The 26,564-nt window shown below is 74.2% G+C and carries 26 protein-coding genes and 1 pseudogene; 12 read left to right on the top strand and 15 right to left on the bottom strand.

Features of this window, described 5'->3' with window-relative positions; all coding sequences use genetic code 11:
* A pseudogene (locus JWR81_RS02310) lies at nucleotides 1-617 on the bottom strand (hypothetical protein); the annotation flags it as partial.
* Nucleotides 618-721: 104 nt separating this feature from the next.
* Nucleotides 722-1,078 (bottom strand): TraR/DksA C4-type zinc finger protein, encoded by a 357-nt coding sequence (locus tag JWR81_RS02305; RefSeq protein ID WP_297646042.1) that lies wholly within the window; start codon nucleotides 1,076-1,078, stop codon nucleotides 722-724.
* Nucleotides 1,079-1,207: 129 nt separating this feature from the next.
* Between JWR81_RS02305 and JWR81_RS02300 the strand changes: the two genes are divergently transcribed.
* Nucleotides 1,208-2,263 carry an acyl-CoA desaturase gene (locus tag JWR81_RS02300; protein WP_297646040.1) on the top strand — a complete coding sequence of 352 codons (1,056 nt, stop codon included), beginning with the start codon at nucleotides 1,208-1,210 and terminating at the stop codon, nucleotides 2,261-2,263.
* A 197-nt stretch (nucleotides 2,264-2,460) separates the two neighbouring features.
* On the opposite strand, the gene JWR81_RS02295 is transcribed toward JWR81_RS02300, so the two are convergent.
* The 3 genes from JWR81_RS02295 to JWR81_RS02285 form a co-directional block, all read right to left on the bottom strand.
* On the bottom strand, nucleotides 2,461-4,242 hold the full coding sequence (locus JWR81_RS02295) for a hypothetical protein (protein ID WP_297646038.1): 1,782 nt from the start codon (nucleotides 4,240-4,242) through the stop codon (nucleotides 2,461-2,463).
* A 205-nt stretch (nucleotides 4,243-4,447) separates the two neighbouring features.
* Nucleotides 4,448-6,676 carry a glycoside hydrolase family 3 C-terminal domain-containing protein gene (locus JWR81_RS02290; protein ID WP_297646036.1) on the bottom strand — a complete coding sequence of 743 codons (2,229 nt, stop codon included), beginning with the start codon at nucleotides 6,674-6,676 and terminating at the stop codon, nucleotides 4,448-4,450.
* Between the two features lie 5 nt (nucleotides 6,677-6,681).
* Nucleotides 6,682-7,386 (bottom strand): FadR/GntR family transcriptional regulator, encoded by a 705-nt coding sequence (locus JWR81_RS02285; protein ID WP_297646034.1) that lies wholly within the window; start codon nucleotides 7,384-7,386, stop codon nucleotides 6,682-6,684.
* Nucleotides 7,387-7,499: 113 nt separating this feature from the next.
* Here JWR81_RS02285 and JWR81_RS02280 point away from each other — a divergent pair, with 113 nt between their 5' ends.
* The 3 genes from JWR81_RS02280 to JWR81_RS02270 all read left to right on the top strand — a co-directional run bounded on the left by JWR81_RS02280 (nucleotide 7,500) and on the right by JWR81_RS02270 (nucleotide 9,894).
* Complete coding sequence (locus JWR81_RS02280; protein ID WP_297646032.1) at nucleotides 7,500-8,021, top strand: gluconokinase; 522 nt, start codon at nucleotides 7,500-7,502, stop codon at nucleotides 8,019-8,021.
* A 1-nt stretch (nucleotide 8,022) separates the two neighbouring features.
* Nucleotides 8,023-9,423 (top strand): GntP family permease, encoded by a 1,401-nt coding sequence (locus JWR81_RS02275; RefSeq protein ID WP_297646030.1) that lies wholly within the window; start codon nucleotides 8,023-8,025, stop codon nucleotides 9,421-9,423.
* Between the two features lie 153 nt (nucleotides 9,424-9,576).
* Nucleotides 9,577-9,894: a hypothetical protein gene (locus tag JWR81_RS02270; RefSeq protein WP_297646028.1), complete on the top strand. Its 318-nt coding sequence runs from the start codon at nucleotides 9,577-9,579 to the stop codon at nucleotides 9,892-9,894.
* Here JWR81_RS02270 and JWR81_RS02265 read toward each other — a convergent pair.
* From JWR81_RS02265 to JWR81_RS02250, 4 genes are all read right to left on the bottom strand, one after another.
* Nucleotides 9,880-10,740, bottom strand: coding sequence for an alpha/beta fold hydrolase (locus JWR81_RS02265; RefSeq protein ID WP_297646026.1), 861 nt, complete (start codon nucleotides 10,738-10,740; stop codon nucleotides 9,880-9,882). The two genes, JWR81_RS02270 and JWR81_RS02265, sit on opposite strands and share 15 nt — an antisense overlap.
* Nucleotides 10,741-10,861: 121 nt before the next feature.
* Nucleotides 10,862-11,104 carry a ferredoxin gene (locus JWR81_RS02260; RefSeq protein ID WP_297646025.1) on the bottom strand — a complete coding sequence of 81 codons (243 nt, stop codon included), beginning with the start codon at nucleotides 11,102-11,104 and terminating at the stop codon, nucleotides 10,862-10,864.
* A gap of 5 nt (nucleotides 11,105-11,109) precedes the next feature.
* Complete coding sequence (locus JWR81_RS02255) at nucleotides 11,110-12,324, bottom strand: cytochrome P450 (RefSeq protein WP_297646023.1); 1,215 nt, start codon at nucleotides 12,322-12,324, stop codon at nucleotides 11,110-11,112.
* Between the two features lie 62 nt (nucleotides 12,325-12,386).
* Complete coding sequence (locus JWR81_RS02250; RefSeq protein ID WP_297646021.1) at nucleotides 12,387-12,974, bottom strand: TetR/AcrR family transcriptional regulator; 588 nt, start codon at nucleotides 12,972-12,974, stop codon at nucleotides 12,387-12,389.
* Nucleotides 12,975-13,064: 90 nt separating this feature from the next.
* Here JWR81_RS02250 and JWR81_RS02245 point away from each other — a divergent pair, with 90 nt between their 5' ends.
* Nucleotides 13,065-13,709 carry a DUF5709 domain-containing protein gene (locus JWR81_RS02245; protein ID WP_297646019.1) on the top strand — a complete coding sequence of 215 codons (645 nt, stop codon included), beginning with the start codon at nucleotides 13,065-13,067 and terminating at the stop codon, nucleotides 13,707-13,709.
* A 19-nt stretch (nucleotides 13,710-13,728) separates the two neighbouring features.
* Here JWR81_RS02245 and JWR81_RS02240 read toward each other — a convergent pair whose 3' ends face one another.
* Both JWR81_RS02240 and JWR81_RS02235 read right to left on the bottom strand, forming a co-directional pair.
* Nucleotides 13,729-14,487 carry an SDR family NAD(P)-dependent oxidoreductase gene (locus JWR81_RS02240; RefSeq protein ID WP_297646018.1) on the bottom strand — a complete coding sequence of 253 codons (759 nt, stop codon included), beginning with the start codon at nucleotides 14,485-14,487 and terminating at the stop codon, nucleotides 13,729-13,731.
* Nucleotides 14,484-15,491, bottom strand: a complete 1,008-nt coding sequence (locus JWR81_RS02235; RefSeq protein ID WP_297646016.1) for a phosphotransferase family protein — start codon at nucleotides 15,489-15,491, stop codon at nucleotides 14,484-14,486. Before JWR81_RS02235 ends, JWR81_RS02240 begins: the two co-directional genes overlap by 4 nt.
* Nucleotides 15,492-15,529: 38 nt before the next feature.
* On the opposite strand from JWR81_RS02235, the gene JWR81_RS02230 reads away from it, so the two are divergent.
* Nucleotides 15,530-15,958, top strand: coding sequence for a DUF5313 family protein (locus tag JWR81_RS02230; RefSeq protein ID WP_297646014.1), 429 nt, complete (start codon nucleotides 15,530-15,532; stop codon nucleotides 15,956-15,958).
* On the opposite strand, the gene JWR81_RS02225 is transcribed toward JWR81_RS02230, so the two are convergent.
* Together JWR81_RS02225 and JWR81_RS02220 are read right to left on the bottom strand one after the other, a co-directional pair.
* Nucleotides 15,936-16,361, bottom strand: a complete 426-nt coding sequence (locus JWR81_RS02225; protein WP_297646012.1) for an SsgA family sporulation/cell division regulator — start codon at nucleotides 16,359-16,361, stop codon at nucleotides 15,936-15,938. The genes JWR81_RS02230 and JWR81_RS02225 overlap by 23 nt on opposite strands.
* 149 nt (nucleotides 16,362-16,510) lie before the next feature.
* Nucleotides 16,511-17,023, bottom strand: coding sequence for a hypothetical protein (locus JWR81_RS02220; protein ID WP_297646010.1), 513 nt, complete (start codon nucleotides 17,021-17,023; stop codon nucleotides 16,511-16,513).
* A gap of 159 nt (nucleotides 17,024-17,182) precedes the next feature.
* Here JWR81_RS02220 and JWR81_RS02215 point away from each other — a divergent pair, with 159 nt between their 5' ends.
* On the top strand, nucleotides 17,183-18,877 hold the full coding sequence (locus JWR81_RS02215) for an AMP-binding protein (RefSeq protein ID WP_297646009.1): 1,695 nt from the start codon (nucleotides 17,183-17,185) through the stop codon (nucleotides 18,875-18,877).
* Nucleotides 18,878-19,033: 156 nt separating this feature from the next.
* Complete coding sequence (locus tag JWR81_RS02210) at nucleotides 19,034-19,276, top strand: hypothetical protein (protein ID WP_297646008.1); 243 nt, start codon at nucleotides 19,034-19,036, stop codon at nucleotides 19,274-19,276.
* Here the strand turns inward: JWR81_RS02210 and JWR81_RS02205 are convergent.
* Nucleotides 19,255-19,926, bottom strand: a complete 672-nt coding sequence (locus tag JWR81_RS02205; protein WP_297646007.1) for a flavin reductase family protein — start codon at nucleotides 19,924-19,926, stop codon at nucleotides 19,255-19,257. The two genes, JWR81_RS02210 and JWR81_RS02205, sit on opposite strands and share 22 nt — an antisense overlap.
* Before the next feature lie 58 nt (nucleotides 19,927-19,984).
* Between JWR81_RS02205 and JWR81_RS02200 the strand changes: the two genes are divergently transcribed.
* The gene (locus tag JWR81_RS02200; RefSeq protein WP_297646005.1) at nucleotides 19,985-21,016 is read left to right on the top strand and encodes a CobD/CbiB family cobalamin biosynthesis protein; all 1,032 of its coding nucleotides are present in this window, start codon (nucleotides 19,985-19,987) and stop codon (nucleotides 21,014-21,016) included.
* A gap of 213 nt (nucleotides 21,017-21,229) precedes the next feature.
* On the opposite strand, the gene JWR81_RS02195 is transcribed toward JWR81_RS02200, so the two are convergent.
* Nucleotides 21,230-22,096 carry an SURF1 family protein gene (locus JWR81_RS02195; protein WP_297646003.1) on the bottom strand — a complete coding sequence of 289 codons (867 nt, stop codon included), beginning with the start codon at nucleotides 22,094-22,096 and terminating at the stop codon, nucleotides 21,230-21,232.
* Between the two features lie 259 nt (nucleotides 22,097-22,355).
* On the opposite strand from JWR81_RS02195, the gene JWR81_RS02190 reads away from it, so the two are divergent.
* The 3 genes from JWR81_RS02190 to JWR81_RS02180 all read left to right on the top strand — a co-directional run.
* Nucleotides 22,356-23,516, top strand: a complete 1,161-nt coding sequence (locus JWR81_RS02190; protein ID WP_297646001.1) for a right-handed parallel beta-helix repeat-containing protein — start codon at nucleotides 22,356-22,358, stop codon at nucleotides 23,514-23,516.
* Nucleotides 23,517-23,640: 124 nt separating this feature from the next.
* Nucleotides 23,641-25,158 carry a cobyric acid synthase gene (locus JWR81_RS02185; protein ID WP_297645999.1) on the top strand — a complete coding sequence of 506 codons (1,518 nt, stop codon included), beginning with the start codon at nucleotides 23,641-23,643 and terminating at the stop codon, nucleotides 25,156-25,158.
* Nucleotides 25,155-26,564 (top strand): ATP-binding protein (locus JWR81_RS02180; protein WP_297645997.1); only part of this gene is annotated, 1,410 nt, incomplete at its 3' end. The genes JWR81_RS02185 and JWR81_RS02180, both read left to right, overlap by 4 nt.

The raw sequence follows: 26,564 nt of genomic DNA, 5'->3' as shown, positions 1-26,564 counted from the left end.
CCGGTCCCGGGCCCTGCGCCGCCCGGCGTGCCGGCGGTGGCCGGGTCGCCCTCGCCCGGTTCGCCGCCGGTCGGGCTGCCCGGCCCGCTCGACGCTCCACGGTCCTCGGCGGTCGGGACGCGGTCGTCCAGCAGGTTCGACGGACCACCGTTGCCCGACATCGGGGCGGCGCCGTCCGGCTCGGGGACCGGCTCCACCCGCTCAGCGGAGGAGCCGGACCGGTCGTCGCCGCGCACGCTGCGGCCGGGGAGGACGCCGGGCGGTGTGCGGTCGCCAGGGGACGTCGCGGCGGGGGGCGATGGTGCGGCGGCCGACACGTCGACGGGCGCGAGCGGGGCGCGCGGACCGCTCACCGGGAAGGTGACGGCCGGGCCGAGCCACAGGTCGGGGGCGAAGGGGGCGCCGGACAGCAGCTGCCAGAGCAGCGTCCCGCCACCGACGATGACGACGACGCACAGGGTCCACCCGAGACGGGCGCGCACGATTGCCGCCGTCGCGCGCCGCCCGCTCCGGTCGTCCACCCCGAGCACGCGGCGCTGCAACGGTGTCAGGACGGCGTCCGCCCCTTCGTGCAGCAGCGGCTGGGTGCGCGCCACGACGTGCCACCGGGCGGTCACGGGCGCCCCCTTCCCTCGGGCCGCGCCGATCCTGGCAGGTGGGCGCGGATGAGGGACCTGCCCGATGGTCGTAGTACGTCGGCGCTTCCCGTCGGCGCTGTCCGTCAGCGCCGCCGGTCCGCGCAGGCCAGACACGTCTCCGCCGCGGGGAGGGCGTCGAGCCGGACGGCGGGGATCGGCGCCCCGCAGCGCAGGCACCGGCCATAGGTACCGGCCGCGAGTCGCTCGTCCGCACGGTCGAGTGCGGTGAGGTCGCGGCGGGCGCCGGCGAGCAGCCCCTGCAGCTGGGCGCGCTCGTAGGCGATGGTCACGCCCTCGGGATCGTGCTCGTCGTCGTGGGTGGTGAGGGACTGCTCGTCGGCCAGCCCCGCGACCTGACGGGCCAGCGCTGCGATGCGTCCCGCGGTGGTCTCCCGCTCGGCCGCGAGCCGGGCCGCGGCGTCGTCCGGTGCGGGGTCCATCCGCACAGCCTGCCCCGTCGGCGGCCGGAACGGGGCAGGACGGGTAGACTCACCAACGGTCGCGTCCCTCGCGACGTGGCTTCGCCCGAGACCCCGGTGCGCCGTCAGGCGCGACCCGGAAGGCCTCGGATGACTCCGGCTTCCTCAGCCCCCGCGGCACTCGAACGGCGACCCGACGGCGACTACGCGCAGCTGTCCCGCATGATCCGCGACGCCGGACTGCTGCGCCGCCGCCACGGCTGGTACGCCGTCACGGTGACCCTCTGCCTGGCGGCCTTCGCCGGTGCGTGGGTGCTGTTCGGCCTGCTCGGCAACTCGTGGTGGCAGCTGGGGACCGCCGTGCTGCTCGCCGTGGCCTTCGCCCATGTGGCGTTCCTCGGCCACGACGCAGGGCACAAGCAGATCTTCCGCGACCGCCGTGCGAACGACGTCCTCGGCCACGTCGCCGGTGGCCTGGTGGGGCTCAGCTACGGCTGGTGGATGGGCAAGCACAGCCGTCACCACGCCAACCCGAACCACGAGGACGAGGACCCGGATCTCCACATCGCGATCCTCGCGTTCACCGACGGCCAGTCCCGCACCCGGAACGGGTTCTACCGCTGGACGGCGAGCCACCAGGCCTACCTGTTCTTCCCGTTGCTGCTGCTGGAGGGCTTCGCGCTGCACGCGTCGGGCATCGATGCCGCCGTCCGCGGCGAGCTACGGCGGCTCACCCTCGAGCGCGTCCTGCTCGGGGTGCACGTCGTCGCGTACCTCGGGGCCGTGTTCACGGTGCTGCCGTGGCCGAAGGCCCTCGCGTTCATCGCGGTCCACCAGTGCCTGTGGGGCCTCTACATGGGCTTCTCGTTCGCCCCGAACCACAAGGGCATGGAGACGATCCGCGCCGGAGACACCACCGGCTTCCTGCGCAAGCAGGTGCTGACCTCCCGTGACGTCGGCGGCCGCGGCGCGAGCGTCGCGCTCGGCGGGCTGAACTACCAGATCGAGCACCACCTGTTCCCGACCATGCCGCGGCCGAACCTGCGCCGCGCCCAGCCGATCGTGCGGGCCTTCTGTGACGAGCACGGCGTCAGCTACACGAGCTGCTCGCTGGCCCGCTCCTACGGTGACGTCCTGCGCCACCTGCACGCGGTCGGCGCGCCGTTGCGTGCCGGCACCTCCATCACGGAACCGGACACCCCCTGACACGGACCCCCCCGGGCCCATCCCCGCCACCGACGGCCCGTGTTCGGGCCGGCCCCGCGCCCGACGCGCGCCGCGTGCCCCCGTCCGGCGGACGCCCACGACCCCATCGGAGTGTGGTTCTGCGCCGTCACCAGCAGCCGCGGTCTGACCCGCGGCCGGCTCTGTGTGGGCTCCGCGGTGGTCCGATCGGATCCAGGCTAGGAACCGCCGAGGAGACCGCCGACCGCCCCGGTCACGGCCTTGGCGGTCGACGCCACCGGCGCTGTGACCTGCTCGGCCGCGTTGGTGAGCGGCTCCGCGGCCTTCTGTGCCGTCTCCACCGCGGGGGCGGCGTCGTCGGCCGCTCGTGAGGTGCCGGCGACGGAGGTAGGGGCCACGTCGGCCGCCGGGGGAGCCGTGCTCGACGCCGCGTCGTCCACGACCGCCGCGACGCTCGGCACCGCTGCTGCGACCGGGGCGGCCACCTTCTCCACCACGGGTGCGGCCTTCGTGGCGACCGGGGCCACGACCGGGGGCGCCTCGGCGACGGCTGCGGGGCCCGGCGCGGGCTTGCTGACCGCGCCGGTCACGGGCGCGGTGACCCCGGCGGCCCCGGTGACCACGGGGACCACCGTGGAGACCGCGGCCGTGACGGGTGCCGTGACGGCGGGGACCGCTTCGGAGACCGCCGCGGTGACGGGTGCGGTGACCGTCGATGCGGCCTGCGTGACCGGGGTCGTCAGGCCTGCCATCGCGGGCGCCACGCCGTCCACCACCGGCGCGACGGGCAGCGGCACCGCCGGGACCTGCACCGACGGCACGGAGAGCGCCGGGAGCGCGATGTCGGGGAGCGGGACGTCGAGGCCACCCACGGCCAGGTCCGGGGTGACGATCGTGGTCGGCGAGACCGTGACACCGGGCAGCGTGACCTCCGGCGTCGCACCGGTGGAGACGCCGATGGTGGCGCCCGAGACCCCGATGCCGGGCAGCGTGACCTGAGTCGGCGAGGCCGTGACCGGCCCGGCCGCGACACCGCCCACACCGACGCCCGGGAGGTCGACCGTGCCCTTGCCCGTCGCAACGGTGACACCGTCGCCACCGGCCGCCACCGACACCGGCGGTGGCACGACCGTGACCGGCGTGATCGTCACGGGAGGGGTCTGCACACCGCCGATCACGGGGAGGTCGGGCAGCGTCGCCGGGGGGAGCGTGACGACCGGCGTGCCGACCTGAGGGGCCGTCACGGTCACGTCGACCGGAGGCAGGCCGAGCACGGGGGGGACGACCGGTCCGGTGCCGGGGTCGGAACCCGTGCCGGGATCGGTGACGACGGGGGCGCCCGGCGAGCCGGGGTCCGTCGTGGCACCGGTGGCCGGCGGGGCCACCACCGGCGTGCCGGGCGGCGCCGGGGAGGACGGCGAGGTTCCCGTGGAGGGCGCGGTCGTACCGGTCGGCGGCAGCCCGAACGCGCCCTGCCCGATGGACGCGCCGGACGCGACCGGCAGGTCGCCGCCGCCGAGCATGCCGCCGACGGCCGGACTCAGCGGCGCCTGGAACGACACCGCGACCGGCCGGGCGGCAGGCCCGCCCGAGTGCTCCGCCCCGGCCGTGTCCTGCGCCGTGGAGCCCGTGACGCCACCCTCGTCGGGTGCGGTGTTCGCCGGCGGACGGAGTCCCGCCTCGTCGAGCACGGCGGTACCCAGGACGGCGCCGACCGCCAGCAGCGCGCCCGCCGCCGCCGACGCCTTGCGGGCGCTGTGCAGGGACGGCTCCAGCGGCTCCACCGGGGGGCGCGAGTGCCCGCGGGGGACCAGCGGCCGGTCGAACGCGTGGGGTGCCCTGCCCTCCCGCCGCAGGAGCGCGCCGACCGAGATCGCCGGACCGTCCTCGTGCGGCCGAGCCGTCTCGCCGGGAGTGGCGCCGTGCAGCACCACGAGTTCGGCGACCGAGATCGCATCCGACGAACCCCGGCGCTGGGCGGGGATGGCAGGAGGTTCCACGGGGGCGGACCTTCCAAGGGGTGACGACTGGTGGCTGGCGGTGAAGTCCTACCCCCGTCGGGAGCCGACCTGCCAGATGCTGTTCGCCCGTTCATCGGCCATCACCTGAACAGCCGATCGTGCCGTTCGTCCTCTGTGGCCATCCGTTGGTCGTCGCCCGTTCACATTCCTGCGCCGTTCGTCGGTCCACTCAGGACCGAACGGGCTACGCGTCGGGCCCGATCGTCCGGAGCACCTCGGGGCTGATGCCCATCCCGGGGAACGCCGCGAGCGAGCCGAGCGGGAAGTTGCCGATGACGCCGAGCATCTCCGTGTCGCCGAGGATCCCGGCCGGGCGGCCGTCCGGGTCGGTGCCGACGGCCGCCAGCAGCGCTGCCGAGCCCTTCGGGTCGACGAGCCACTCCTGCAGCGTCGACATCGCCGTCAGCGGGCGCGAGGGCGGCGTGGCCTCGACCGTGACGACCCGGCGCAGGCGGAGGTCGCGCGACGACGCCCCGACGGCGATCTCGAACTCCCCGCCCTCGAGGACCCAGCGGGCGTCCCCGGTGGACCAGTAGGACAGGTCGCGGGACCCGAGCGTGACGGTCACCCGCCGCTCCTCGCGCGGCGCCAGCGCCACCTTGGCGAACGCCTTCAGCTCCCGCGGCGGCCGGGCGACCCGGGCCTCCGGATCGCCGACGTACACCTGCAGCACCTCGCTCCCGGCCCGGTTCCCGGTGTTGACGACCGTGGTGGACACCGTCAGAACCAGGTCACCGCCGTCGTGGCTGCCGGTCTGCGTGACGTCGAGGTCGCGGTGGGCGAACGTCGTGTACGACAATCCGTGGCCGAACGGGTAGGACACCGCGCGGTCCTGCGCGTCGAAGCCCCGGTAGCCGACGAACACCCCCTCGCCGTAGCGGACGTGCCCGTCCTCGCCGGGGAAGTTCAGCGACGACGGGTGGTCGGCGAGGCTCAGCGGGATCGTCTCGGCCAGCCGTCCTCCCGGGTCGGCGGCACCGGTCAGGACGTCCGCCACGGCGCCGCCTGCGGCCTGCCCGCCGAGCCAGCACTCCACGATCGCGGTGGCGTGCTGCTCCCACGTGCTCGTGCGCACCACCGACCCGTTGGCCAGCACGACCACCACGGGGAGGCCGGTGGCCGCGAGCCGGGCGAGCAGGTCGGTCTGGGCGGCGGGCAGGTCGATGTGGGTGCGGTCGTAGCCCTCGGACTCGTCGGCGGGCGGCAGGCCCAGGAACGCGAGCACGACGTCGGCGCCCGAGGCGGCGGCCACGGCCCCGTCGGCGAGGCCGGCGGGCTGCTCGCCGTCGACCGCGAATCCCGGCGCGAACACCACCTGCGACGACGGCAGCGCGGCAGTGAGCGCGTCGAGCGCGGCGTCCACGCGTGTCGGGTTCACCTGCGAGCTGCCGGCGCCCTGGAAGCGCGGGGTGCGGGCGAACTCCCCGACCACGGCGATGCGCCCGCCGTCGGCCAGGGGCAGCACCCCGCCGTCGTTGCGCAGCAGCACCGTGCTCGCCGCCGCCGCCCGGCGGGCGAGCGCGTGGTGGGCGTCGACGTCCGCGGTGGCCGGCTGCCGGTTGCGGGACCGCTCCACGAGCGCGACGGCGCGCGCGACCGCGGTGTCCAGTACCTGCTCCTCCAGCGAGCCGTCGGTCACGGCCGCGACGATCGCCCGGTCGCTCACGCCAAGGTTCGGCGGCATCTCCAGGTCCAGCCCCGCGACCAGCGCGGCGACCCGGTCGTGCACCGCACCCCAGTCCGACATCACCAGGCCGTCGAAGCCCCACTCGCCGCGCAGCACGTCGGTGAGCAGCCACCGGTGCTGCGACGCCCAGACGCCGTTGACCCGGTTGTAGGAGCACATCACCGTCCACGGCCGCGCCGTCGTCACGATGTGCTCGAACGCGGGCAGGTAGATCTCCCGCAGCGTGCGCTCGTCGACGTCGGCCGACACGCGCACGCGGTCGGTCTCCTGGTTGTTCGCGGCGAAGTGCTTGACCGAGGCGCCCACGCCCTGGCTCTGCAGGCCCTCCACGAGCGCCGCGCCGAGACGGCCGGCGACGAGGGGGTCCTCCGAGAGGTACTCGAAGTTGCGTCCGCACAGCGGCGAGCGCTTGATGTTGACACCCGGCCCGAGCACCACGGCCACGCCCTGCTCGCGGGCCTCGACGCCGATCGCCGCGCCCACCTCGCGGGCGAGCTCCGGGTCCCACGACGAGCCCAGCGCCGACGCCGTCGGGAAGCAGGTGGCGGGCACGCTGCCCGACAGGCCGACGTGGTCACCGCCGTCGGGCTGGCGGCGCAGCCCGTGCGGGCCGTCCGACACCATGATCGACTCGACGCCGGGCACGGCGGCCGTGTGCCAGAAGTCCGCGCCGAGGCACAGGGCGGCCTTCTGCTCGGTGCTGAGATGTCCGGGGGTGGGCTCCATGGCGGTCATCCTGTCCCGTCCCCGAATATCGCGTCGGCGGCCTCGCTGATGATCGCGTGCATGGCCCATTCGGCCGCCCCGGCGTCGCCGGCCTGCACGGCCTGCGCCACGTCGCCGTGCAGGCGGATCGCGGCGGGTTCCGGGGTGGTGGGCATGAGCCCGTGGTGGGTGCGGCCCGTCAGCACCTCCGCGACGACGTCGGCGAGCGCGGCCAGCATCTCGTTGCCCGACGCCGCGAGCAGCGTGCGGTGGAAGCGGACGTCCGCGTCGAGGTAGGCGTCGAGGTCGCCGGACCGGCCGTGCACCGCCATGTCCATGACGGCGCCGGCGAGATCGCCGCACTGCTCGGGGGTGGCGCGCTGCGCGGCGTAGCGGGCGGCGACGGGCTCGAACCCGGCGCGCAGCTCGGAGAGCGAGCGGAGCTGGTCGTCGCGGCCGGTGCCGGCGAGGCGCCAGCGGATGACCATGGGGTCGTAGACGTTCCAGCGCGACCGCGGCGCCACGGTGGTGCCGACCCGGCGTTTGCTGCTGACCATCCCCATCGACTCCAGCACGCGCACCGCCTCGCGGACGACGGTGCGGGAGACGGTGAAGCGCCGCTCCAGGTCCTCCGAGCGCAGGACCTGGCCCTCGGCCAGCTCGCCGGAAGCGACCAGCGTGCCGATCCGGTCGAGCACATCGGCGTGGAGTCCGTTCACGGTGGGTACCACGCGCTCATCCTGGCACTCCGCTAACGATTCATACGATCTGAATCGATATAGCGTTGCAAAAGTACTATGTATGAGTGGACGCTGAGCGCACACGCCCAGAGAGGACAGCAACGATGCCCGTCCCGCCCACCCCGCCGCTGCTGACGGTCATGGGGGTCTCCGGATCCGGGAAGACCACCGTCGGCGCCGCGCTCGCCCAGCGCCTGCGCGTCCCGTTCGCGGACGCCGACGACCTCCACCCGCCGGAGAACGTCGCGAAGATGGCGGCCGGCGTCCCGCTCGACGACACCGACCGGCTGCCCTGGTTGCACACCATCGGTGACTGGCTCGCCGCGCACGCCGGGAGCGGCGGAGTCATCAGCTGCTCCGCGCTCAAGCGCTCCTACCGCGACGTGCTCCGCGAGGCCGCGCCGGCGCAGTTCTTCGTCCACCTCGACGGCAGCCCGGAGGTCGTCGCGCGCCGTGTCGCCGGCCGCCCGGGCCACTTCATGCCCGCCAGCCTGGTCGACTCGCAGTTCGCCACCCTCGAACCGCTGCAGCCCGACGAGAACGGTGTGGCGCTCGACCTCGACCACCCCGTCGACGACATCGTCGAGGACTACCTCGCGCGGACCGACAGCCCGCAGGGAGACTGAGATGACCACGTCCGTCCTCGCCGCCGAGGCCGCCGCGGCCCCGGGTGGCCAGCTGATCGCGGCCGCGCTCGTCGGTATCGCCGTGATCGTCCTGCTCATCACCCGCCTCTCGGTGCACCCGTTCCTCGCCCTGACGATCGGCTCGCTCGTGGTGGCCGCGATGGCGGGCCGGCCCGTCGCCGACGCCGTCACGAGCTTCTCCAAGGGCTTCGGCGACACCGCCGCGAGCGTCGGCACGCTGATCGCGCTCGGCGCGATGTTCGGCAAGCTGCTGGCCGACTCCGGCGGCGCCGACCAGCTCGTCGACACGATCATCGGCCGCTCCAGCGCCCGCACCCTGCCGTGGGCGATGGCGCTGGTCGGCGCGTTGATCGGGCTGCCGATGTTCTTCGAGATCGGTCTCGTGCTGCTGATGCCGGTGATCTTCCTGGTCGCGCGCCGGTCCGGGTTGTCGCTCCTCGCCGTCGGCATCCCCGCGCTCGCCGGGCTCTCGGCGATGCACGGCTTCATCCCGCCGCACCCCGGCCCGCTCGTGGCCGTCACCGCGCTCAAAGCGAACCTCGGCCTCACGCTCGGGCTCGGTGTGCTCATCGCGATCCCGACCATCGCGATCGCCGGCCCGCTGTTCGCCCGCGTCGTGGCGCGCTGGGTGGACGTGCCGGCGCCCGAGATGTTCTCCTCCGCCGAACCCGCTCCGCCGGAGACCGGTGGCGGCACCGCCGTCGAGACCCGCGTGCGCCCGTCGTTCGGCGTCACGCTCGCCACGGTGCTGCTGCCCGTCGTGCTGATGCTGGGCAAGGCACTCGTCGACATCCTCACCGCCGAGGGCCACCTGCTGCGTGCGGTGTTCGACTTCGTCGGCACCCCGCTGATCGCGCTGCTCATCGCCGTGGTCGTCGCGATGGTCACCCTCGGCCGCGGGGGCGGGATGGACCTTCGTGGGGTCGCGTCGTCGGTCGAGAAGTCGCTGCCGCCGATCGCGGGCATCCTGCTCATCGTCGCCGCCGGTGGCGGCTTCAAGCAGACGCTGGTGGACACGCAGATCGGCGATCTCATCGCCGGGTGGGTGCGCGGCAGCGGCGTCTCGGTGCTGCTGCTGGCCTGGTTCGTGGCGGTGCTGATCCGGCTGGCCACGGGCTCGGCGACGGTGGCCACGGTGACGGCGGCGGGCATCCTCGCGCCGCTGGTGTCGACCCTCGACCCCGGGCAGACGTCGCTCCTCGTGCTCGCGATCGGGGCTGGGTCGCTGTTCTTCTCCTACGTCAACGACGCGGGGTTCTGGCTGGTCAAGGAGTACTTCGGGCTCAGCGTCGGCCAGAACGTCGCGTCCTGGTCGCTGATGGAGACGATCATCTCCGTGACCGGTCTGGTGTTCGTGCTGCTGCTGGGCCTGGTGGTCTGACGGAGACGGCCGCGAACATCGGCAGCCCGACGTCGACGACCGACACGTCCAGCGGCAGCACCGGTTCGGCCACGCCTGCTCCCGTCCGAGTGGACACGCGAACACCATCGTCCGACCTCGCGGCGTCCGGGCGAAGCGGGCAGTATCGGACGGATGATCGTTCGACTGGACGCCGACGGCGCCGTGGTGCGTGACGCCGACGACTGCGGCCGCCTGCACCTCGAGACCGACCTCGACGAGGCCCGCCTGCGCACGGCGCTGGCCACCACGGGTACGGGCGAGCTGGTGGACGCGGACACCGTGCACCTCGACCTCGGCGTGCTCCGCTCCCGCGCCGCGCTGCTCGCCACCACCCCGGACTGGGCGGAGCAATGGACGGCCATGACCGCCTACGCGGAGAGGAAGGGCTGGCTGTCGGACGACGGGCGGTCGGTGCAGGTGCACGTCGAACGGCGGTCAGGCCAGCTGTGAGTCCAGCCAGGTCGTGAGGTCGGCGACCACCTCGTCGCGGTTGGTCTCGTTGAACATCTCGTGGCGCCCGCCGTCGTAGACCTTCGCGGTGACGTCCAGGCCGGCCGTGCGGTAGCGCTCCAGCAGCGGCGTCAGCCAGGCCATCCCCGCGTTGACCGGGTCGTCGCTGCCCGCGATCACGTAGAGCGGCAGGCCCGAGCGGATCGAGGAGGGGTCGGTGAGCCGCGGGGCCGCGGCGACCAGGCCGGCGGCGCCGTCGCTGTCGAGGCCGAACCCGCACAGCGGCTCGGCGACGTAGTCGTCCACCTCCTTCTCGTCGCGGGAGAGCCAGTCGTAGTCGGTGCGGGCCGGTGCGAACGGGGCGTTGAACGCGGTGAGGTCGACGTCCTTGCTCGGGTCGACCGCTGCGGCCACCTCGTCCAGCGCGGCCGTGCCCGAGAGCACCGCGGCGACGACGTCGTCGGAGTGGTCGAGCAGGTACTGCTGCACCACCCACGAGCCCATGCTGTGGCCGAGCACCACGATCGGGATCTCGGGCCGCTCGCCGCGCGTGCTGCGGACCACGAGTGCGAGGTCGGCGACGAGGCCGTCCCAGCCGGGCTTGCCCAGCGTCCCGAGGGGTTGCCCGGCCATGGCGGCGGTGCGCCCGTGGCCGCGCTGGTCGACGGCGAGGACGTCGATGCCGGCGGCGGCGAGCGCCTTGCCGAGCCGGTCATAGCGCAGCGAGTGCTCGCCCATCCCGTGGACGAGGACGAGCGCGGCGCGCGCCGGCTCGTCGGCGGTCCAGCGCTGACCGACGAGCCTGGTGCCGTCGGAGGTGCCCACGAGGAGCGAGGATCTTCCCATCGGGGCAGGCTAATGGCTTCAGGCGCGAACAGGGAGAGCATGAAGTACGCAGAAGGACCGGCCGCCGAGGGCGGCGCCGCGGGCCTCGGCCGGCGCCACGTCCGCCGCACGGCGCTGGGCTCTACTCCGGCCCGGCCAGCACCGTCCCGGTGTCCACAGCGGTCACGGTGATCGCTTCGGCGGGGCAGGACTCCGCCGCGTTCAGCACGGACGGGTCGGGGTCGATCGGCGACGGCACCACGCCCGCCCGGCCGTCGGCGCCCAGCACGAACCGGCCGGCGGCGGTCGAGGTGCACATGCCCGAGCCGATGCAGCTGCCGTGGTCGACGGACACCGTCCACTGCTCGGCTCTCGGCTCGGCCATCACCATCACGCGCCCCAGGCCAGCGGCAGGGCCTTCGGACCGCGGACGAACGCCCCGGTGCGCCACTCGACGTCCTGCGCCGGGACCGCGAGGCGCAGGTCGGGGAACTCGCGCAGCAGCCCGCCGATCGCCTCCTGCAGCTCCATCCGCGCGAGCTGGGCGCCCAGGCAGTGGTGGGCGCCGTGCCCGAACCCGACGTGGCGGTTGTCCGCGCGGTCCAGCACGAGCTCGTCGGGGTGGTCGAAAACGGAGGGGTCGCGGTTGGCGGCCACCACCGAGACGAGCACGGCGTCGCCCTTCCGCACGGTGACGCCTGAGAGCTCCACGTCCTCGGTGGCGATCCGCGGGAACCCGGCGGAGGCCCCGAGCGGGGTGAAGCGCAGCAGCTCCTCGACGCCCGCCGCGATCCCGTCCGGGTCCTCGCGCAGCGCGGCGCCGCGGTCGGGGCGGGTCAGCAGCAGGTAGGTCATGTTGCTGATCTGGTTCATCGTGGTCTCGTGGCCGGCGATGAGGATGCCGACGGCGAGCCCGATGAGCTCGTGCTCGGTGAGGCGGTCCTCCTCGTCGCGGGCGGTCACCATGGCGCCGAGCAGGTCGTCGGTGGGGGTCTCGCGTCGCTGGGCCACGAGCCCGGCCATGTAGGCGAGCATCCGGGTGCGGGCCTCCGCGCGGTCCTCCGGCGTCATCGACGACGTGGAGAGCGCCGCGTCGGCGCCGGCCCGGTAGATCTCCCGGTCCTCGACCGGAACGCCGAGCGTCTCGCAGATGATCGTGACGGGCAGCGGCATCGACACGTGCTGGACGAGGTCGGCGCCGGGGCCCGCGGCGCGCAGGGACGCCAGCATCCCCCTGGTCAGCTCCGCGGCACGGGGGCGCAGCTCCTCCACCCGGCGCGCGGTGAACGCCTTCGCCACGAGGCGGCGCAGGCGGGAGTGCTCCGGCGGGTCCATGTTGAGGATCGAGGAGGCCTCGTTGTCGATCTCCGGACGCACGCGCGGCACGTCGGCCCCGACGACCGCCGCGCGGCTGAACCGCGGGTCGGCCAGCACCGTCTTCACGTCGTCGTAGCGGGTGGCGAGCCACGCGTCGCCGCCGTGGGGCAGCGTGACCCGCGAGACGGGCTCGTCCGCCCGCTGCCGCGCGTACCGCGGGTCGACCTCGAGAGCGTCGGGCGCGGAGAACGGGTATGGGCACGTGCCGGTTGGCCGGGTGGTGGTCATGAGATCCCCGATCTTGTAAGCAATCGCTTACATCAGAGGTTAGGAATGCTCACGGTCACCTGTCAACCGCTGGGCGGGAGACCGAGCAGCGCCCGGGCGGCACGCAGGACGTGGGCCTTCGCGGCCTCGGCGTCGATCCGCCGGCCCTCCGGCGCCACCGTCGGCATGAGCGAGATCCCGAGCAGCCAGCTCAGGAACAGCTGGGCGCGCAGCACGGCGTCGTCGCGGTCGGGGAAGGGGACCAGGTCGGCGAACGCGGCCGTGTACGCCTCGGCCAGCTGGGTCCGCACCTCCTCGCCCACCTGGGCGCTGCTCGCCCCCCGCAGGAGTGCGAGCAGCGGGCCCGCACTGCGCGCCGCCGCGGGGTCGAACATCGTGGCGACGGTGCGCTCCAGCAGTTCGTGGCGCGGGCCCGCGTCGAGCAGGGCCAGGGCCTGGCCGCGCACGGCCTCGGCGAACAACCCCTCCTTGTTGCCGAAGTAGCGGAACAGCAGCGCCTGGTTGACCCCGGCGCGATCGGCCACCGCGCGCACCGTGGTCCGGTCGAACCCGTCGGTGGCGAAGAGCTCGCGGGCCGCCTCCAGGAGCGCGCGACGGGTGGCGGCGGCGTCGCGGGGCCGGACGGGCCCCGGACCACGCGATGACGTCATCGTCGTTCCCTCCCCGGTTGGAGATGGATCAGAACACACCGGGCGAACGGGGCGCGTGTGGGTCCGGGCGAACGGGGGTACACGACCCGCATGGCAGGCCCCGACGACCAGCAGCCCCAGTCCCCCGACCTAGGAGCAGCCGTACAGCTCGACACCGCCGAGACCCTCGACGGCCCGGTCGGCGACGGCGACCCGCTCGACGCGGGCTACGTGCCGCCGGACCGGCCCTACGGCCTCGACGAGGACGCCGTCACCGGCGCCGGCATGCGCGACGGCGACTCCCTCGACGACCGGCTGCGCCGCGAGCAGCCCGAGGACCCCGCGCAGGACCCCGACCGGGCCGGCCGGCTCGTCGCGGACGGCGCCGGGGCCGTCGACGTCGGTGTGGACGGGGGAGCCGCCTCCGCGGAGGAGGCGGCGGTGCACGACATCGGCGACGGCGAGGGGCCGGCGGAGACCGAGCCGTCCCCGAGGGTGTCCGACCCCGCCGCCGACGCCGAGGTGGAGGCGGCCGACGCCGGCAGCCCCCGCGGTGACCGCGCCCTCGGCGACGCGCTGCGCGACGTCCGTGACGACGGTGAGCTCATCCGCGATCCCGACGACGACGGGTTCGTCCCCATCGGCCGGCACGCGCTGCGCGAGCCCGCCGAGCGCCTCGACGCCGCGCGTGAGGCGGGAGGCGCGTCCGCCGCGGCCTACGGGCGTGACGACGTGGGGCCCGGCTCGGGCCTCTGAGCGGGGCCGACGTGCTGCGCTACCGCGTGCCGCCGTCCACCTGGATCACGGTGCCCGTCGTGAACGCCGCCGCGTCGCTCGCGAGGTAGAGCGCCGCGCCGACCACCTCCGAGGGCTGCCCGACCCGGTGCAGCGCGGTGCGCTCCTCCAGCGCCGCGACGACCTCGGGGGTCCAGGCGCGCGAGATGTCGGTGGCGAACGCGCCGGGGGCGATCGCGTTGACGCGCACCTGCGGCCCGTAGGCCTGCGCCATCCCGGCGGTCATCGCGTTGAGGCCCGCCTTCGCCGCGGAGTAGGGCACCGCGGAGGCGTCCGCCCGGAACGCTCCGATGCTGGAGATGTTGATCACTGAGCCGCGCCCGGCCGCGCGCATGTGCTCGGCGAGGAGAGCCGTGAGGCGGAACGGGCCCTTGAGGTTGAGCCCGAGCACGCTGTCGTACTGCGCCTCGGTGAGGTCGGCCAGGCGCTCGTAGAGCGGCGACTTGCCGGCGTTGTTGACCAGCACGTCGACGTGCCCGAAGCGCTCCAGCACGGCGTCGGCGAGCGTCCCGACCTCGTCCCAGCGGCCCAGGTGGCAGGCGTGGGCGGACGCATCGCGGCCCAGGGCGCGGACCTCGTCGGCCACGGCCTCGCAGGCCTCCAGGTTGCGCGACGCGACCGCCACGTCGGCACCGGCCGCGGCGAACGCGAGCGCCATCTCCCGGCCCAGCCCGCGGCTGCCGCCGGTGACCAGCGCGACGCGGCCGGTCAGGTCGAACAGGGCGGCCGGAGTGCTCACGCCTGCTCCCGCAGGAACGCGAGCCCGCGCTCGAACAGCGGCAGGATCGACAGCGCGCGGTCCTCCCACGTTGCGTCGACGCGGCGGCCCGTGCGGTGCAGCCGCACGTTGAACACCGAGATCACCCCGAAGCGGTAGCAGGCCAGGGCCCGGAACCAGCCGAACCCGGCCGTGGACCGCCCGCCGGCCTTCTCGTAGCGCTCCCGCAGCCACGCGGCGTCGGCCGTCACCCGCATCCGCGCGGCGAAGTCCGGGTGCCAGCAGCCCGGGTCGGTGAACATCGCCAGCCAGGCCAGGTCCAGCAGCTGCGCGCCGACGCCGGAGATCTCCCAGTCGACGACGGCGGCCAGCGTCCCGTCGGCGTCGTAGAGCACGTTGTTGGTGTGGTAGTCCCCGTGGAAGATCCCGACGTCCGGGGCGTGCGGGAGATCGGCGAGCAGCGCGTCGTGCAGCGCCGTGCCGGCCTCGGCCCACGTCGGGTCGCTCGCCTTCCCGAGCATCGGCGCCCAGAACGCCACCTCGTCGGCGAGGGAGCGTGGCTCCTCCCAGCCCGCGGGCGGGGGCGTCGCGTGGATCCGGGCCAGCACGCCGACCGCCTGCTCCAGCGCGTCCGGCACCGCCACGGTGGCACTGAGCGCGGTGTCGGCCATGTGCAGCGGCAGCGCGTCGAGCCGATCCTGGACGACGCCGTCGGTGCCGAACCACCGCTCGTCGTCGGTCGACAAGCGCACCGCCGCCACCGGGACGCCCCCGGTGGCGAGTGCGTCCAGCAGCGGGACGATGCGCAGCACGTCGGTGTTGCCGCTGCGGCGCACCCCGGGCGGAGCGAGCCGGATCACCACCGGCAGCCGTGAGCCGTCGCCGAGCACCACGTCGCAGCCGAAGGACAGCCCCGCGTTGCCCGGCATCGGCCAGGCCGCGGTGACGGTGGCGGTGGGGTCGATCTCGTGGCGGGCGAGCGCCTGCATGCCGCTCGCCACATCGGCGGACGTCGGGGTGTTCACGTCCCGCATCAGACCACGCCCGGCGTAGCGTGCGGGAGGTGAAACGTCCGGATCCGCTGCGCTGGCTGTGGTACGCGATGGGCGGACGGCTGTCGATCCGGTACAGCCAGTGGGTGCTGCGCGACGTCACCGCGCCGTGGTGGCGGATGCGGTCGCTGCTCCGCTCGCTCGTGCAGATCCTGCCGGTGGCGGTGCTGATCTACGTGCTGCTGCCGACAGAGCCGTGGGTCCGCCTGATGGCGGTCCTCGGCGGGTTGTTCGTCGGGATGATCTACGCGGTGGCCTACATGGAGGAGGCCTGCGAGAGCCGGGCGCTCAAGGCCGGGTTCCTGCGGGGCACCGCGCAGCAGGTGCGCGACGAGCGGCAGGCGGCCCGGCGGGACCGGGGTGTCAGGCGGTACGCGGAGCAGTTCCGGCGGGACGAGCCGCCGGAGCTGCCCCCTCCTACTCCGCGCAGCTCTGCGTGATCCGGGCGATCTCGCCGTCGATGTCCATGCGGCCGGCCTCGTCACCCAGAGCGACGATCCGCGTGCTGGACTCGACGAAGTCCCGCAGCAGGTCGCGGTCGACCTCGAGCACCGCCCGGCCGTCGGTGGACCGGATCTCGATCTCCACGATGTCGTAGCCCTGCACCCGCTGCGGGCTCATCCGGATGTCGCCGTAGCCGGCGGGACCGTCCAGCGAGTCGACCACCAGGTCGCGGGCCACCAACCACTCGACCCACCGGTCGTGCCTGGTCCGGACGGCCAGGACGACGGCGAAGGGGTCGGCGGCGCTGTAGCTCCAGCGCGTCACGACGGGCGCGGGCTGTCCGTGCAGCACGGTGAACATGTCCTGGTGGACCGAGTCGATACTGGTCTCGTTGCTCATGTCGTCAACCCCTGCCGGTCGTGCTCGGCGCCCCGTGCGCCGGTCTGACTGCTAGATCGCCGCGGCCGGGCGGAACGCTGCACTTCTCGCCGTTGTTCACTCGAACCAGTGAGTACGGCGTTCGGCGGGGACCCTGCGTGACACGGTCGTCACGCCTTCGTGTCGGCGGTGACGAGCCAGATGCCGCCCTGGCCCTTGCGTCCGGGCTGGGCGACCGTGAGCGTGCGCCGCGCCCCGTCGGTGTTGCGGACGTCCACCGTCGTCCTCGCCGAGGTGCCGCCCGGGACCGGGGTGGCGGTCGCTTCGGCCCAGCCGTATGTCGCCTGGACGTAGGACTCCGCCAGGTCGGTCGGGTCCAGCAGCCACGGCTGGGCGCCGCCGTCCACCGCCGCCTGCAGCCGCGTGGGGTTCGCGGTCGGCCACGGCAGCAGCGGGACGGGGGCGGTCGCCGACCTCGGGGGCTTCGTGGGTACGGCGACGGGGGCGGGCGTCGTGGTGGTGGGCGCCGGGGTCGTCGTCGGCGCGGTCGTCGGGGCCGCGGTGGTGGACGGCGCGGCCGTCAGGACCGCGGAGTCCGCGGGGGCCGTGGTGCCACCGCAGCCGGCCAGGAGGACCGCGAGGACGGCGGCGCCGGCCGCGGCACGCAGGGGGGAGACGCTCACGGCGTCAACCGTAGGACGGTGCCGCTCCGGATGCCGCCGCCTGACGTGTCACGTCCGGGTGGGATCGCGCCACGCCTGTCTCCGATCGGAGGTGGGACGCCGGGCTCCGCGATCATTAGGGTGCACCTGAGCAGAGCGGCTACTTCACGAGGTGGATCTATGAACGCGTCCGCAGCGGCCTTCTACGCGGCCCGCGACTTCCTGGTGGCGCACCGGGAGGACTACGACACGGCCTACCGCGACTTCTCCTGGCCGGAGATCGGCGAGTTCAACTGGGCGCTCGACCACTTCGACAACGTCGCCGCGCAGCGGGGCGACCAGCGCGCGCTGTGGATCATCGAGCAGGACGGCAGCGAGGCGTACTGGACCTACGCCGAGATCGCGGAGCGCTCCAACCGGGTGGCCAACTGGCTGCGCGCCCAGGGCATCGCACGTGGCGACCGGATCATCCTCATGCTCGGCAACCAGGTGGAGCTGTGGGAGACGATCCTCGCGGCGATGAAGCTCGGCGCCGTCGTCATCCCGGCCACCACGCTCCTCACGGCCGCCGACCTGCGCGACCGGCTCGACCGCGGCGGCGCCAAGCACGTCATCGTGGGCGGGACGGACACGGGCAAGTTCGACGGGGTCGACGGCGACTACACGAAGATCGCCGTGCGCGACGCGCCCGCGGGCTGGCTCGACTACTCCGACGCCGACGCGGCCTCCGCGGAGTTCAGCGCCGACGGCGTCACCCACGGCTCCGACACCCTGCTGCTCTACTTCACCTCCGGCACCACGGCCAAGCCGAAGCTCGTCGAGCACACCCATGCGTCCTACCCGGTGGGGCACCTCTCCACGATGTACTGGATCGGGCTCGAACCCGGCGACGTCCACCTCAACATCTCCTCGCCCGGCTGGGCCAAGCACGCGTGGAGCAACGTCTTCGCGCCGTGGATCGCCGAGGCGTGCGTGCTCGTCATGAACTACACGAAGTTCGACGCGCCGAGCGTCTTCTCGGTGCTCGACCGCTGCAACGTCACGAGCTTCTGCGCCCCGCCCACCGTGTGGCGGATGCTCATCCAGGCCGACCTGTCGACGCTGGCGACGCCGCCGCAGAAGGTCGTCGGCGCGGGGGAGCCGCTCAACCCCGAGGTCATCGCCCAGATAGACAAGGCCTGGGGGGTGCGGATCCGTGACGGGTTCGGCCAGACCGAGTCCACCGTCCAGATCGGCAACCCGCCCGGCCAGACCGTCAAGCCCGGCTCGATGGGCCGCCCGATCCCCGGTTACCCGATCGTCCTGGTCGACCCGGCCACGGGGGAGAAGGGCGTGCTCGAAGGCGAGATCTGCGTCGACCTCGACCAGCGCCCGCTGGGGCTCATGGTCGGCTACTACGGCGACGCCGAGCGCAACGCCGAGGCCATGGCGGGCGGGGTCTACCACACCGGTGACGTCGGCTCCCGCGACGAGGACGGCTACATCACATACGTCGGGCGTGCCGACGACGTGTTCAAAGCCAGCGACTACCGCATCAGCCCGTTCGAGCTGGAGAGCGTCCTCATCGAGCACCCGGCCGTCGCGGAGGCGGCGATCGTGCCGTCGCCGGACCCCGTGCGGCTCTCGGTGCCGAAGGCGTACGTCGTGCTCGCCGCCGGTTTCGAGCCCACCGAGGAGACCGCGCGCGACATCCTGCAGTTCGCCCGCGACAACCTCGCCCCCTACAAGCGCATCCGCCGGCTGGAGTTCGCGCCGCTGCCGAAGACGATCTCCGGCAAGATCCGCCGCGTCGAGCTGCGGGGCCGGGAGGGCGAGCTGCACGGCGCCGACACCGACACCGTGGTGGCCACCCCGGACGGCGAGTTCACCCTGTAGAACGCGCTGTTCCGTCGAACGGCTCCGCCGCCGGGCCGAACGGTCGTGCACGATATGACTGGGTATGGTCCGGTCGCCGGTCGCGGGCGGCTCGCCGCCCACCGACGGCCGGGCCACGGCAGGAATCCTCCGGCCCCGTCGGAGGTAGCCCGAACCGTGAGCGACGCGCAGGGGGAGCAGATGCAGGCGCACCAGCCGATGGCCGAGGAGATGGCCGGGATGCCGGAGGTGTGGCGCCGGCTGCTGGCCGCGCACGTGCCCGACCGGCTGGGGCGCTGCACGGCGTGCCGGAACTCGAGCGGCTCCGGTGAACGCTGGCCGTGCTCCCTGCACCGCATCGCGGCCGACGCGCAGCGCGTCTACGGGCTGCGGCTGGGTCAGGCGGTCGGCGGGGAGTAGTCGCCCTTCTCGAAGTGGCCGGGCCACTGCTTGTAGGGGATCCGGGTGATGTCGAGCACCTCGCCGATCGTCGACCACTCGTTCTTGCCCAGACGGGCCAGCGGGCGCAGCGCGGCGATGCCGGGCAGGTTGAGGTGCCCGTCGTCGCCCTTCTGCATGGGCTCCCCGTCGAACACGTCTGTGTCCACCGCCGCGTGCACCACGCGGCCGATCACCACGGTCGAGTCGCCCAGCTCCAGGGCCTGGTGCAGGCGGCACTCCAGTGCCACCGGTGACTCGGCCACCCGCGGCGGCGCCACCACGGCACTCGGCTCGGCGGTCAGGCCGACCTCGGAGAACTCGCTGACGCCGGCGGGGAAGTCCGTGCCGCACGCGTTGACCTGCTCGAACAGCGGCTCGGTGGCCAGACAGACCACGAACTCGCCGGTCTCCTGCACGTTGCGCAGCGAGTCCTTCTTCCCGACGCTCGTGAACTGGACCATGGGCGGGTCCACGCACGAGACGGTGAAGAACGAGTGCGGCGCCAGGTTGTTCACGCCGTCGGCGGAACGGGTGGAGACCCAGGCGATGGGGCGGGGGACGATCACCGAGGTCATCAGCTTGTAGAAGCTGCCGGCTCCCACCTCGTCGGGGTCCACGTCAGTACGCATGCCGCCCATGATCCCCCGCCTGCCGGGTGCGCGCCGGGCCCGACGTAGCGTCGCCGGTGTGAGATCGCGCGGAGCGGGGCTGCTGCTCGGAGCCGTGGCCGACGCGCTGCTGGGCGACCCCCGCCGCGGGCACCCGGTGGCCGGCTTCGGTCGCTGCGCCGCGGCGCTCGAACGCCGCCTCTACGTCGACCGCCGCGACGCCGGGGTGGCCTACACCGCGGTGCTGGTGGGCGGGGCCGTCGGCCTCGGCGTGGCGGCGGAGGCGGTGGGACGGCGCCGTCCCGTGCTGGGCACGGCCCTGACCGCGGTGGCCACGTGGGCGGTGCTGGGCGGCTCGTCCCTGGCCGGGCACGGCGACGCCCTGGCGCGAGAGCTCGGGGCGACGGGGGGAGAGGCGGAAGCACCCCCCACCCCCCGCGAGTCGACACGGATCGGTGCGCGGGTCGGCACATCCCGGCGCGTGCAGGCCGGTAGCCGAGGGGTGGACCTCGACGCGGCACGGGCTCGGCTGCCCTCCCTGTGCGGGCGCGACCCCGACCTCCTCGACGCCGCCGGCATGGCCAGGGCGGGCACCGAGTCGATGGCGGAGAACACCTCCGACGCGGTGGTGGCCCCGCTGATCTGGGGCGCGGTGGCCGGGATCCCCGGGCTGCTGGGCTACCGCGCGGTGAACACCCTGGACGCGATGGTCGGCTACCGGTCACCCCGGTACGAGCGCTTCGGCTGGGCGTCGGCCCGTCTCGACGACGTGGCCAACCTCCTGCCCGCCCGGGTGGCGGCCCTGCTGTTCGCGGGCCTCGCCCCGGCAGTGGGCGGATCACCCCGTGCCGCGGTGACGACGTGGCTGCGCGACGCGTCCGCGCACCCCAGCCCCAACGCCGGCCCCGTCGAGGCGGCCGCAGCGGGGGCGCTGGGCGTCGGACTCGGAGGACGGACGGTCTACGCACACGGCGTGGAGGAGCGGCCGCGGCTGGGCTCCGGCCCACCCCCGGCCCCCGACGACCTGCGCCGCGCCGCCCACCTGTCGCGCCTGGTGGGGGCGGCGTCGGCGGTGCTGGCCGTGGGGGTGGCGGCGGCGCGGAGTCGCTGACCGCCTCACCGCCCGCCGGCGGCAGGGATCCCGCTCAGTGCCCCATGATCACCAGACGGGCGCGTTCCCGGCCACATCCGGCCGACAACGCGCCGATACGGTGATCATGACCGGAACGGGCTGCCCATGTGGGCCGACCGCGTCACGCCGGACGCGGCGTGCGGGCGGCGATGGTCGCGGCGGGCCGGAGGTGCAGGTCGTGGACCTCGGGGGTCAGCGGCGGCCGTAGCGGTCGGACAGCGGCGTCCCGGCGGTCGCCTCCGGCTCCGGGGTAACGGGGAGGTCGTCCCCGGCCAGCGCACGGCGCAGGGCGGTGCGTTCGACGATCCTGCCCTTTCCCTTGCGGCGCTGCAGCATCTCCAGGCGCACGAAGTAGACGAGGGCGAACACCGCGATGGCGCCGAACGTCAGCCACTGCAGGGCGTAGGAGAAGTTGGTGAACGGCGCGCCGCTGGCCGCGGCCTCCGGCGACACCGGCAGCGGGTTCAGGACGCCGGGCTGGTCGGCGGCCAGCTGCAGGTAGCCGGGCTCGAGCGCCAGGCCGGTGGCCCTCGCCAGTGAGCGCGAGTCGGTGACGTACTGCTGCTTGTAGCCGTCGGCCTCGAAGATCGGGCGCTTGTCGGGGTCGGTCTCGTTCAGGCGCAGGCGCGCGGTGACCGTGACGCGGCCTGCGGGGGGCTCGGCGATCGGCGGTACCACGGCACCGTTGGCCGCGGTGACGTACCCGCGGTCGACGGCGAGCAGGCGGTTGTCGTCGGTGCGCAGCGCGGTCAGCACCTCGAACGCGGGCTTGCCGTCGTAGACCCGCAGCCGGACGAGGGACTCGTCGGCGGCCAGGTACGTGCCCGACACGGTCACCTGCCGCCACTCGATGCCCGGCGCCACGCCCGCTCCCGCGGGGACGAGCGTGCCCAGCGGCACCGGTGCGGTGGCCGACGCCGTGTCGATGAGCTTCTGCTGGGCGTCGCGCTCGGCCTCGCGGCCGAACTGCCACGGGGCGAGCAGCGTGTAGCAGCAGACGACGAACGCCGCGACGACCGCTATGAAGGCCAGCCAGCCCGGGCGCAGGAGGAAACGCACCTCACCACGGTATGCCTCGCGACGGACGGCCTGCCCGCCGGTGGTCCTGCTGGTCGGGGGTCACCCCAGCGGGTGTCTTTCGGGTGTGTCCCGGCAGGGGTGCGGCACGCTGCGTCGCGTCGAGCCATGTCGCGCGTCACAAATTCCCGGAGGTGAACGGATGTCGGGACCGTCCCGCACTATGTCGTTACGTTCCGTAGGTGTTCGATCACGTCGCGTCGCTGTTCTCGGAGCGACGGTTCTCGCGGCAGGCCTGGCCGTGTCCGCGCCGGCGACGGCGGCGACGCCGACGGTGCTGCGGGTCGGGGTGGCGAGCGCGACCTGCGTCGCGCCGACCTACCCGACGATCGTCGCGGCCGTCGCCGCGGCCGCCTCCGGCGCCACGATCATCGTCTGCCCCGGCGTCTACACGGGCACGGTCGTCATCGACAAGCCGCTCACGCTGCGCGGTGCCCACCGCGGGGTGGACGCGCGGGCCGGGCGCACCGACGTCACCAAGGAGTCGGTGATCGACGGGGGCGGTGCCGCGGGCATCCGGATCACCGGGGCCACGAGCGGCGTGACCGTCGACGGGTTCACGATCCGCGACTCCGGCACCACCCTGCAGACCGCCGACGGCATCGAGGCCTTCGGCGGCGGCAGCGGGTTCACGTTCATCGACAACGTGGTCACGCAGACCACCTACGGCATCAACATGAGCTCGCTCGGCGCGATGGCGAGCTCCGTGGCGCACAACCGCTTCGATTCCAACAACCGCACCGGGGGCGCCGGCGGCTCCGGGGTGTTCATCTGCTGCGGCCCGGGCGACAACCTCGCCATCAGCGACAACCTCTTCATCGGCCACACCTCGGCCGCCGTCAACACCGCGGGCGACGCCGCCCGGCCGTCGACGGGGCTGCGGATCGAGCGCAACCAGAGCGTCGACGACGTGACGTTCGCCGTGGTCGTCAACGCCACGGGCGCCTCGGTGGCCGACAACGTGGTGGTGCGCCGCCCGACCGCGACAGTGCCCGTCGGGAGCGCTTTCTACGTCGGCGGCGGTACGACGAACGTGGTGCTGACCCGCAATGTCGTCAGCGAGGGCGCGTCCACCGGGATCCGGGTGACCAACACGTTCGGCGTCGCGAACGTCGGCCTGACGGTCTCGGGCAACCAGATCATCGGCCGGCAGAACGGGATGTGGCTGAGCGGCCAGACGTCGGGCACGGTGCGCGACAACAACATCGCGAACAGCTCGGCCGTGGGCATCCGGCTCGACGCCGACAACACAGGCGTCACGGTGTCGGGCAACCGCATCGCGCCCGGGCCGCTCGACTGCCAGGACGCCAGCGTGGGACCGAGGACCCTGGGCACGGCCAACACGTGGACGGGCAACCTGGCGCTGCACTCGACGCCGAAGGGCATCTGCGGGGTCTTCTGACGCCCGGGACCGCCCCACTGCGTTGATCAAGGCGAGGATGTCGCTCTCGGAGATCCACCGACGACATCTGCGCCTTGATCAGCGCCGTGTGCAGGGCGGGGATCAGCGGACGTAGCGTGGGCCCGTGCAGGGTGCGCTGCTGGTGGCCGGGACCACGTCCGACGCGGGCAAGAGCGCGCTCGTGGCGGGGATCTGCCGGTGGCTGTATCGCCGGGGGGTCTCGGTGGCGCCGTTCAAGGCGCAGAACATGTCGAACAACTCCGTGGTCACCACCGACGGCGGCGAGATCGGCCGGGCCCAGGCCATGCAGGCCCACGCCTGCGGACTCGCGCCGAGCGTCACGTTCAACCCGGTGCTGCTCAAGCCGGGCAGCGACCGCAGCTCACAGGTGGTGGTGCTCGGCCGCGCCGACGGCACGGTCAGCGCGCGCTCCTACTACGACCGCAAGGCGGCGCTGCTCGAGGTGGTCACCGACACCCTGCGCGACCTGCGGGCGCGGTACGACGTGGTGATCTGCGAGGGCGCCGGGTCGCCCGCCGAGATCAACCTGCGCGGCACCGACATCGCCAACATGGGCCTCGCGCAGGCCGCGGACCTGCCCGTGGTGGTGGTCGGCGACATCGACCGCGGCGGAGTGCTGGCCCACCTGTTCGGCACCGTCGCGGTGCTCGACGCGGCCGACCAGGCCCGTATCGCCGGGTTCGTCGTCAACAAGTTCCGCGGCGACCCCTCGCTGCTCGCGCCCGGCCTCGACCAGCTCCGCGCGCTCACCGGACGCCCGACGCTCGGGGTCGTACCGTGGGCCGACGGCCTGTGGCTCGACGCCGAGGACTCGCTCTCCGCCGTCGCCGACGGGGTGCTGGGCCGGCCCGCGCCGCCGCACGGGTCGCAGTGGCTGCGCGTGGCCGTCGTCCGGCTGCCGCGGATCTCCAACGCCACCGACGCCGAGGCGCTGGCGTGCGAGCCGGGCGTCGCGGTGCGGTACGTGACGGAACCCTCGCGCCTGCTCGACGCCGACCTCGTCGTGCTGCCCGGATCCAAGGCGACCGTGAGCGACCTGGCCTGGCTGCGCCGCACCGGGCTCGCCGACGCCGTGACGGCGCACGCCCGCGCCGGTCGACCGGTGCTCGGTATCTGCGGCGGCTACCAGATGCTCGGCCGCGCGATCGCCGACCCGCACGGGGTGGAGGGGGGCAGCGCCGTGGGGCTGGGCCTGCTCGACCTGGACGTGGAGTTCGACGCCGCCAAGCACCTCGGCAATCCCACGGGCACGGCGTGGGGCGAGCCCGTGTCGGGCTACGAGATCCACCACGGCCGCGTGACGCGCTCCGGGGACCCCCAGCTGGTCGAGGGGGAGGGGTCCGAGGCCGGCGCCGTGCTCGGCACCCACTGGCACGGCCTGCTGGAGAACGACGGCTTCCGGCGGCTGCTGCTGGCCCGCGTCGCCGAGCGGGCCGGCCGCGACGGGTTCGCCGCCGCGCCCGACACGTCCTTCGCCGCCGCGCGCGCCGCCCAGCTCGACCTGCTCGGGGACCTCGTCGAGGCGCACCTCGACACCTGCGCGCTTGCACATGTGATCAATCACGGTGCGGCCCCGGAGCTGCCGGTCGTGACGTCCGGTCTGGCAGTGTCCCAGGGGTGAGCACCGCCGTCACCACCCCGGGTTTCCCGTTCTCCGCCGTCGTCGGCCACGACGACCTGCGCCTCGCGCTCCTGCTCAACGCGGTGCACCCGGGTGTCGGCGGGGTGCTCGTGCGCGGGGAGAAGGGCACCGCGAAGTCGACTGCCGTGCGGGCGCTGGCGGCACTGCTGCCGGAGCTCGCGGTGGTGCCCGGGTGCCGGTTCGGCTGCGACCCCGCCGCCCCGGACGCGGCCTGCCCGGACGGGCCGCACGCCCCCGGACCGGCCGGGGCGCGGCCCGCGCGGCTGATCGAGCTGCCCGTCGGCGCCACCGAGGACCGGCTCGTCGGGTCGCTGGACCTCGAGCGCGCGCTGAGCGAGGGGGTCCGCGCCTACCAGCCCGGCCTGCTCGCCGAGGCCCACCGCGGCGTGCTCTATGTCGACGAGGTCAACCTGCTGCACGACCACCTCGTCGACCTCCTGCTGGACGCCGCCGCGATGGGCCGCGCCCACGTCGAACGCGACGGGGTGTCGGTGTCGCACGCGGCCCGGTTCCTGCTGGTCGGCACGATGAACCCGGAGGAGGGCGAGCTGCGTCCGCAGCTGCTCGACCGCTTCGGGCTCGCGGTCGAGGTGCGGGCCGCGCGCGACGTCGACACGCGTGTCGAGGTGGTGCGCCGCCGGCTCGCGTTCGAGGACGACCCCGCCGCGTTCGCCGCCCGCTGGGCAGACGCGGAGTCCGGCACCGCCGCCCGGATCGCCGCCGCGCAGGCCTGCCTCTCCTCGGTGGCGCTGCCGGACGCCGAGCTGCGCCGGATCGCCGCCGTCTGCGCCGCCTTCGACGTGGACGGGATGCGCGCCGACCTGGTCATCGCCCGCACCGCTGCGGCTCACGCGGCGTGGCGCGGGGCGTCCGCCGTCACGGAGGAGGACGTACGCGTCGCGGCGCGGCTGGCGCTGCCGCACCGGCGCCGCCGCGATCCCTTCGACGAGCCCGGCATGGACGAGGGCGCGCTCGACGACGCGATGCGGCGGGCGGCCGAGCAGGCAGCACCCGAGGATCCTGACGACGACCCGCCGGGCGGTGGGGGAGGCCCCGGCGGTTCCGACGGCGACGCCCCGCGAGAAGGGCACGGTGAGGACACTGCCGGCGAGGACACTGCCGGCGATGACGCGGCCCGCAATGACACTGCCGGCGACGGCGCGGACGACCACGGCGCGGACGCCCTCGGCGGCCACGGCGTCGACCCCGACGGTGCCGACTCCGGCGCGGACGGGAGTCCGGCCGCGGGCACGCCCGACGACGGTCCGGGCGGCGGCAGCGCGGACGGTGCCCGCTCGGGCTCCGGCCCCCGGGACGGCCGTGCCGCCCCACCTCCCGGGGCGCTCTTCCGCGCGCGGACCCTGACCGTGCCGGGCGTCGGCGAG

The sequence above is a fragment of the Pseudonocardia sp. genome, assembly GCF_025965585.1.
GTDB lineage: Bacteria > Actinomycetota > Actinomycetes > Mycobacteriales > Pseudonocardiaceae > Pseudonocardia.
Note: the sequence above shows the minus strand (reverse complement) of the source record. Positions and strands in the feature narration are given on the sequence as shown.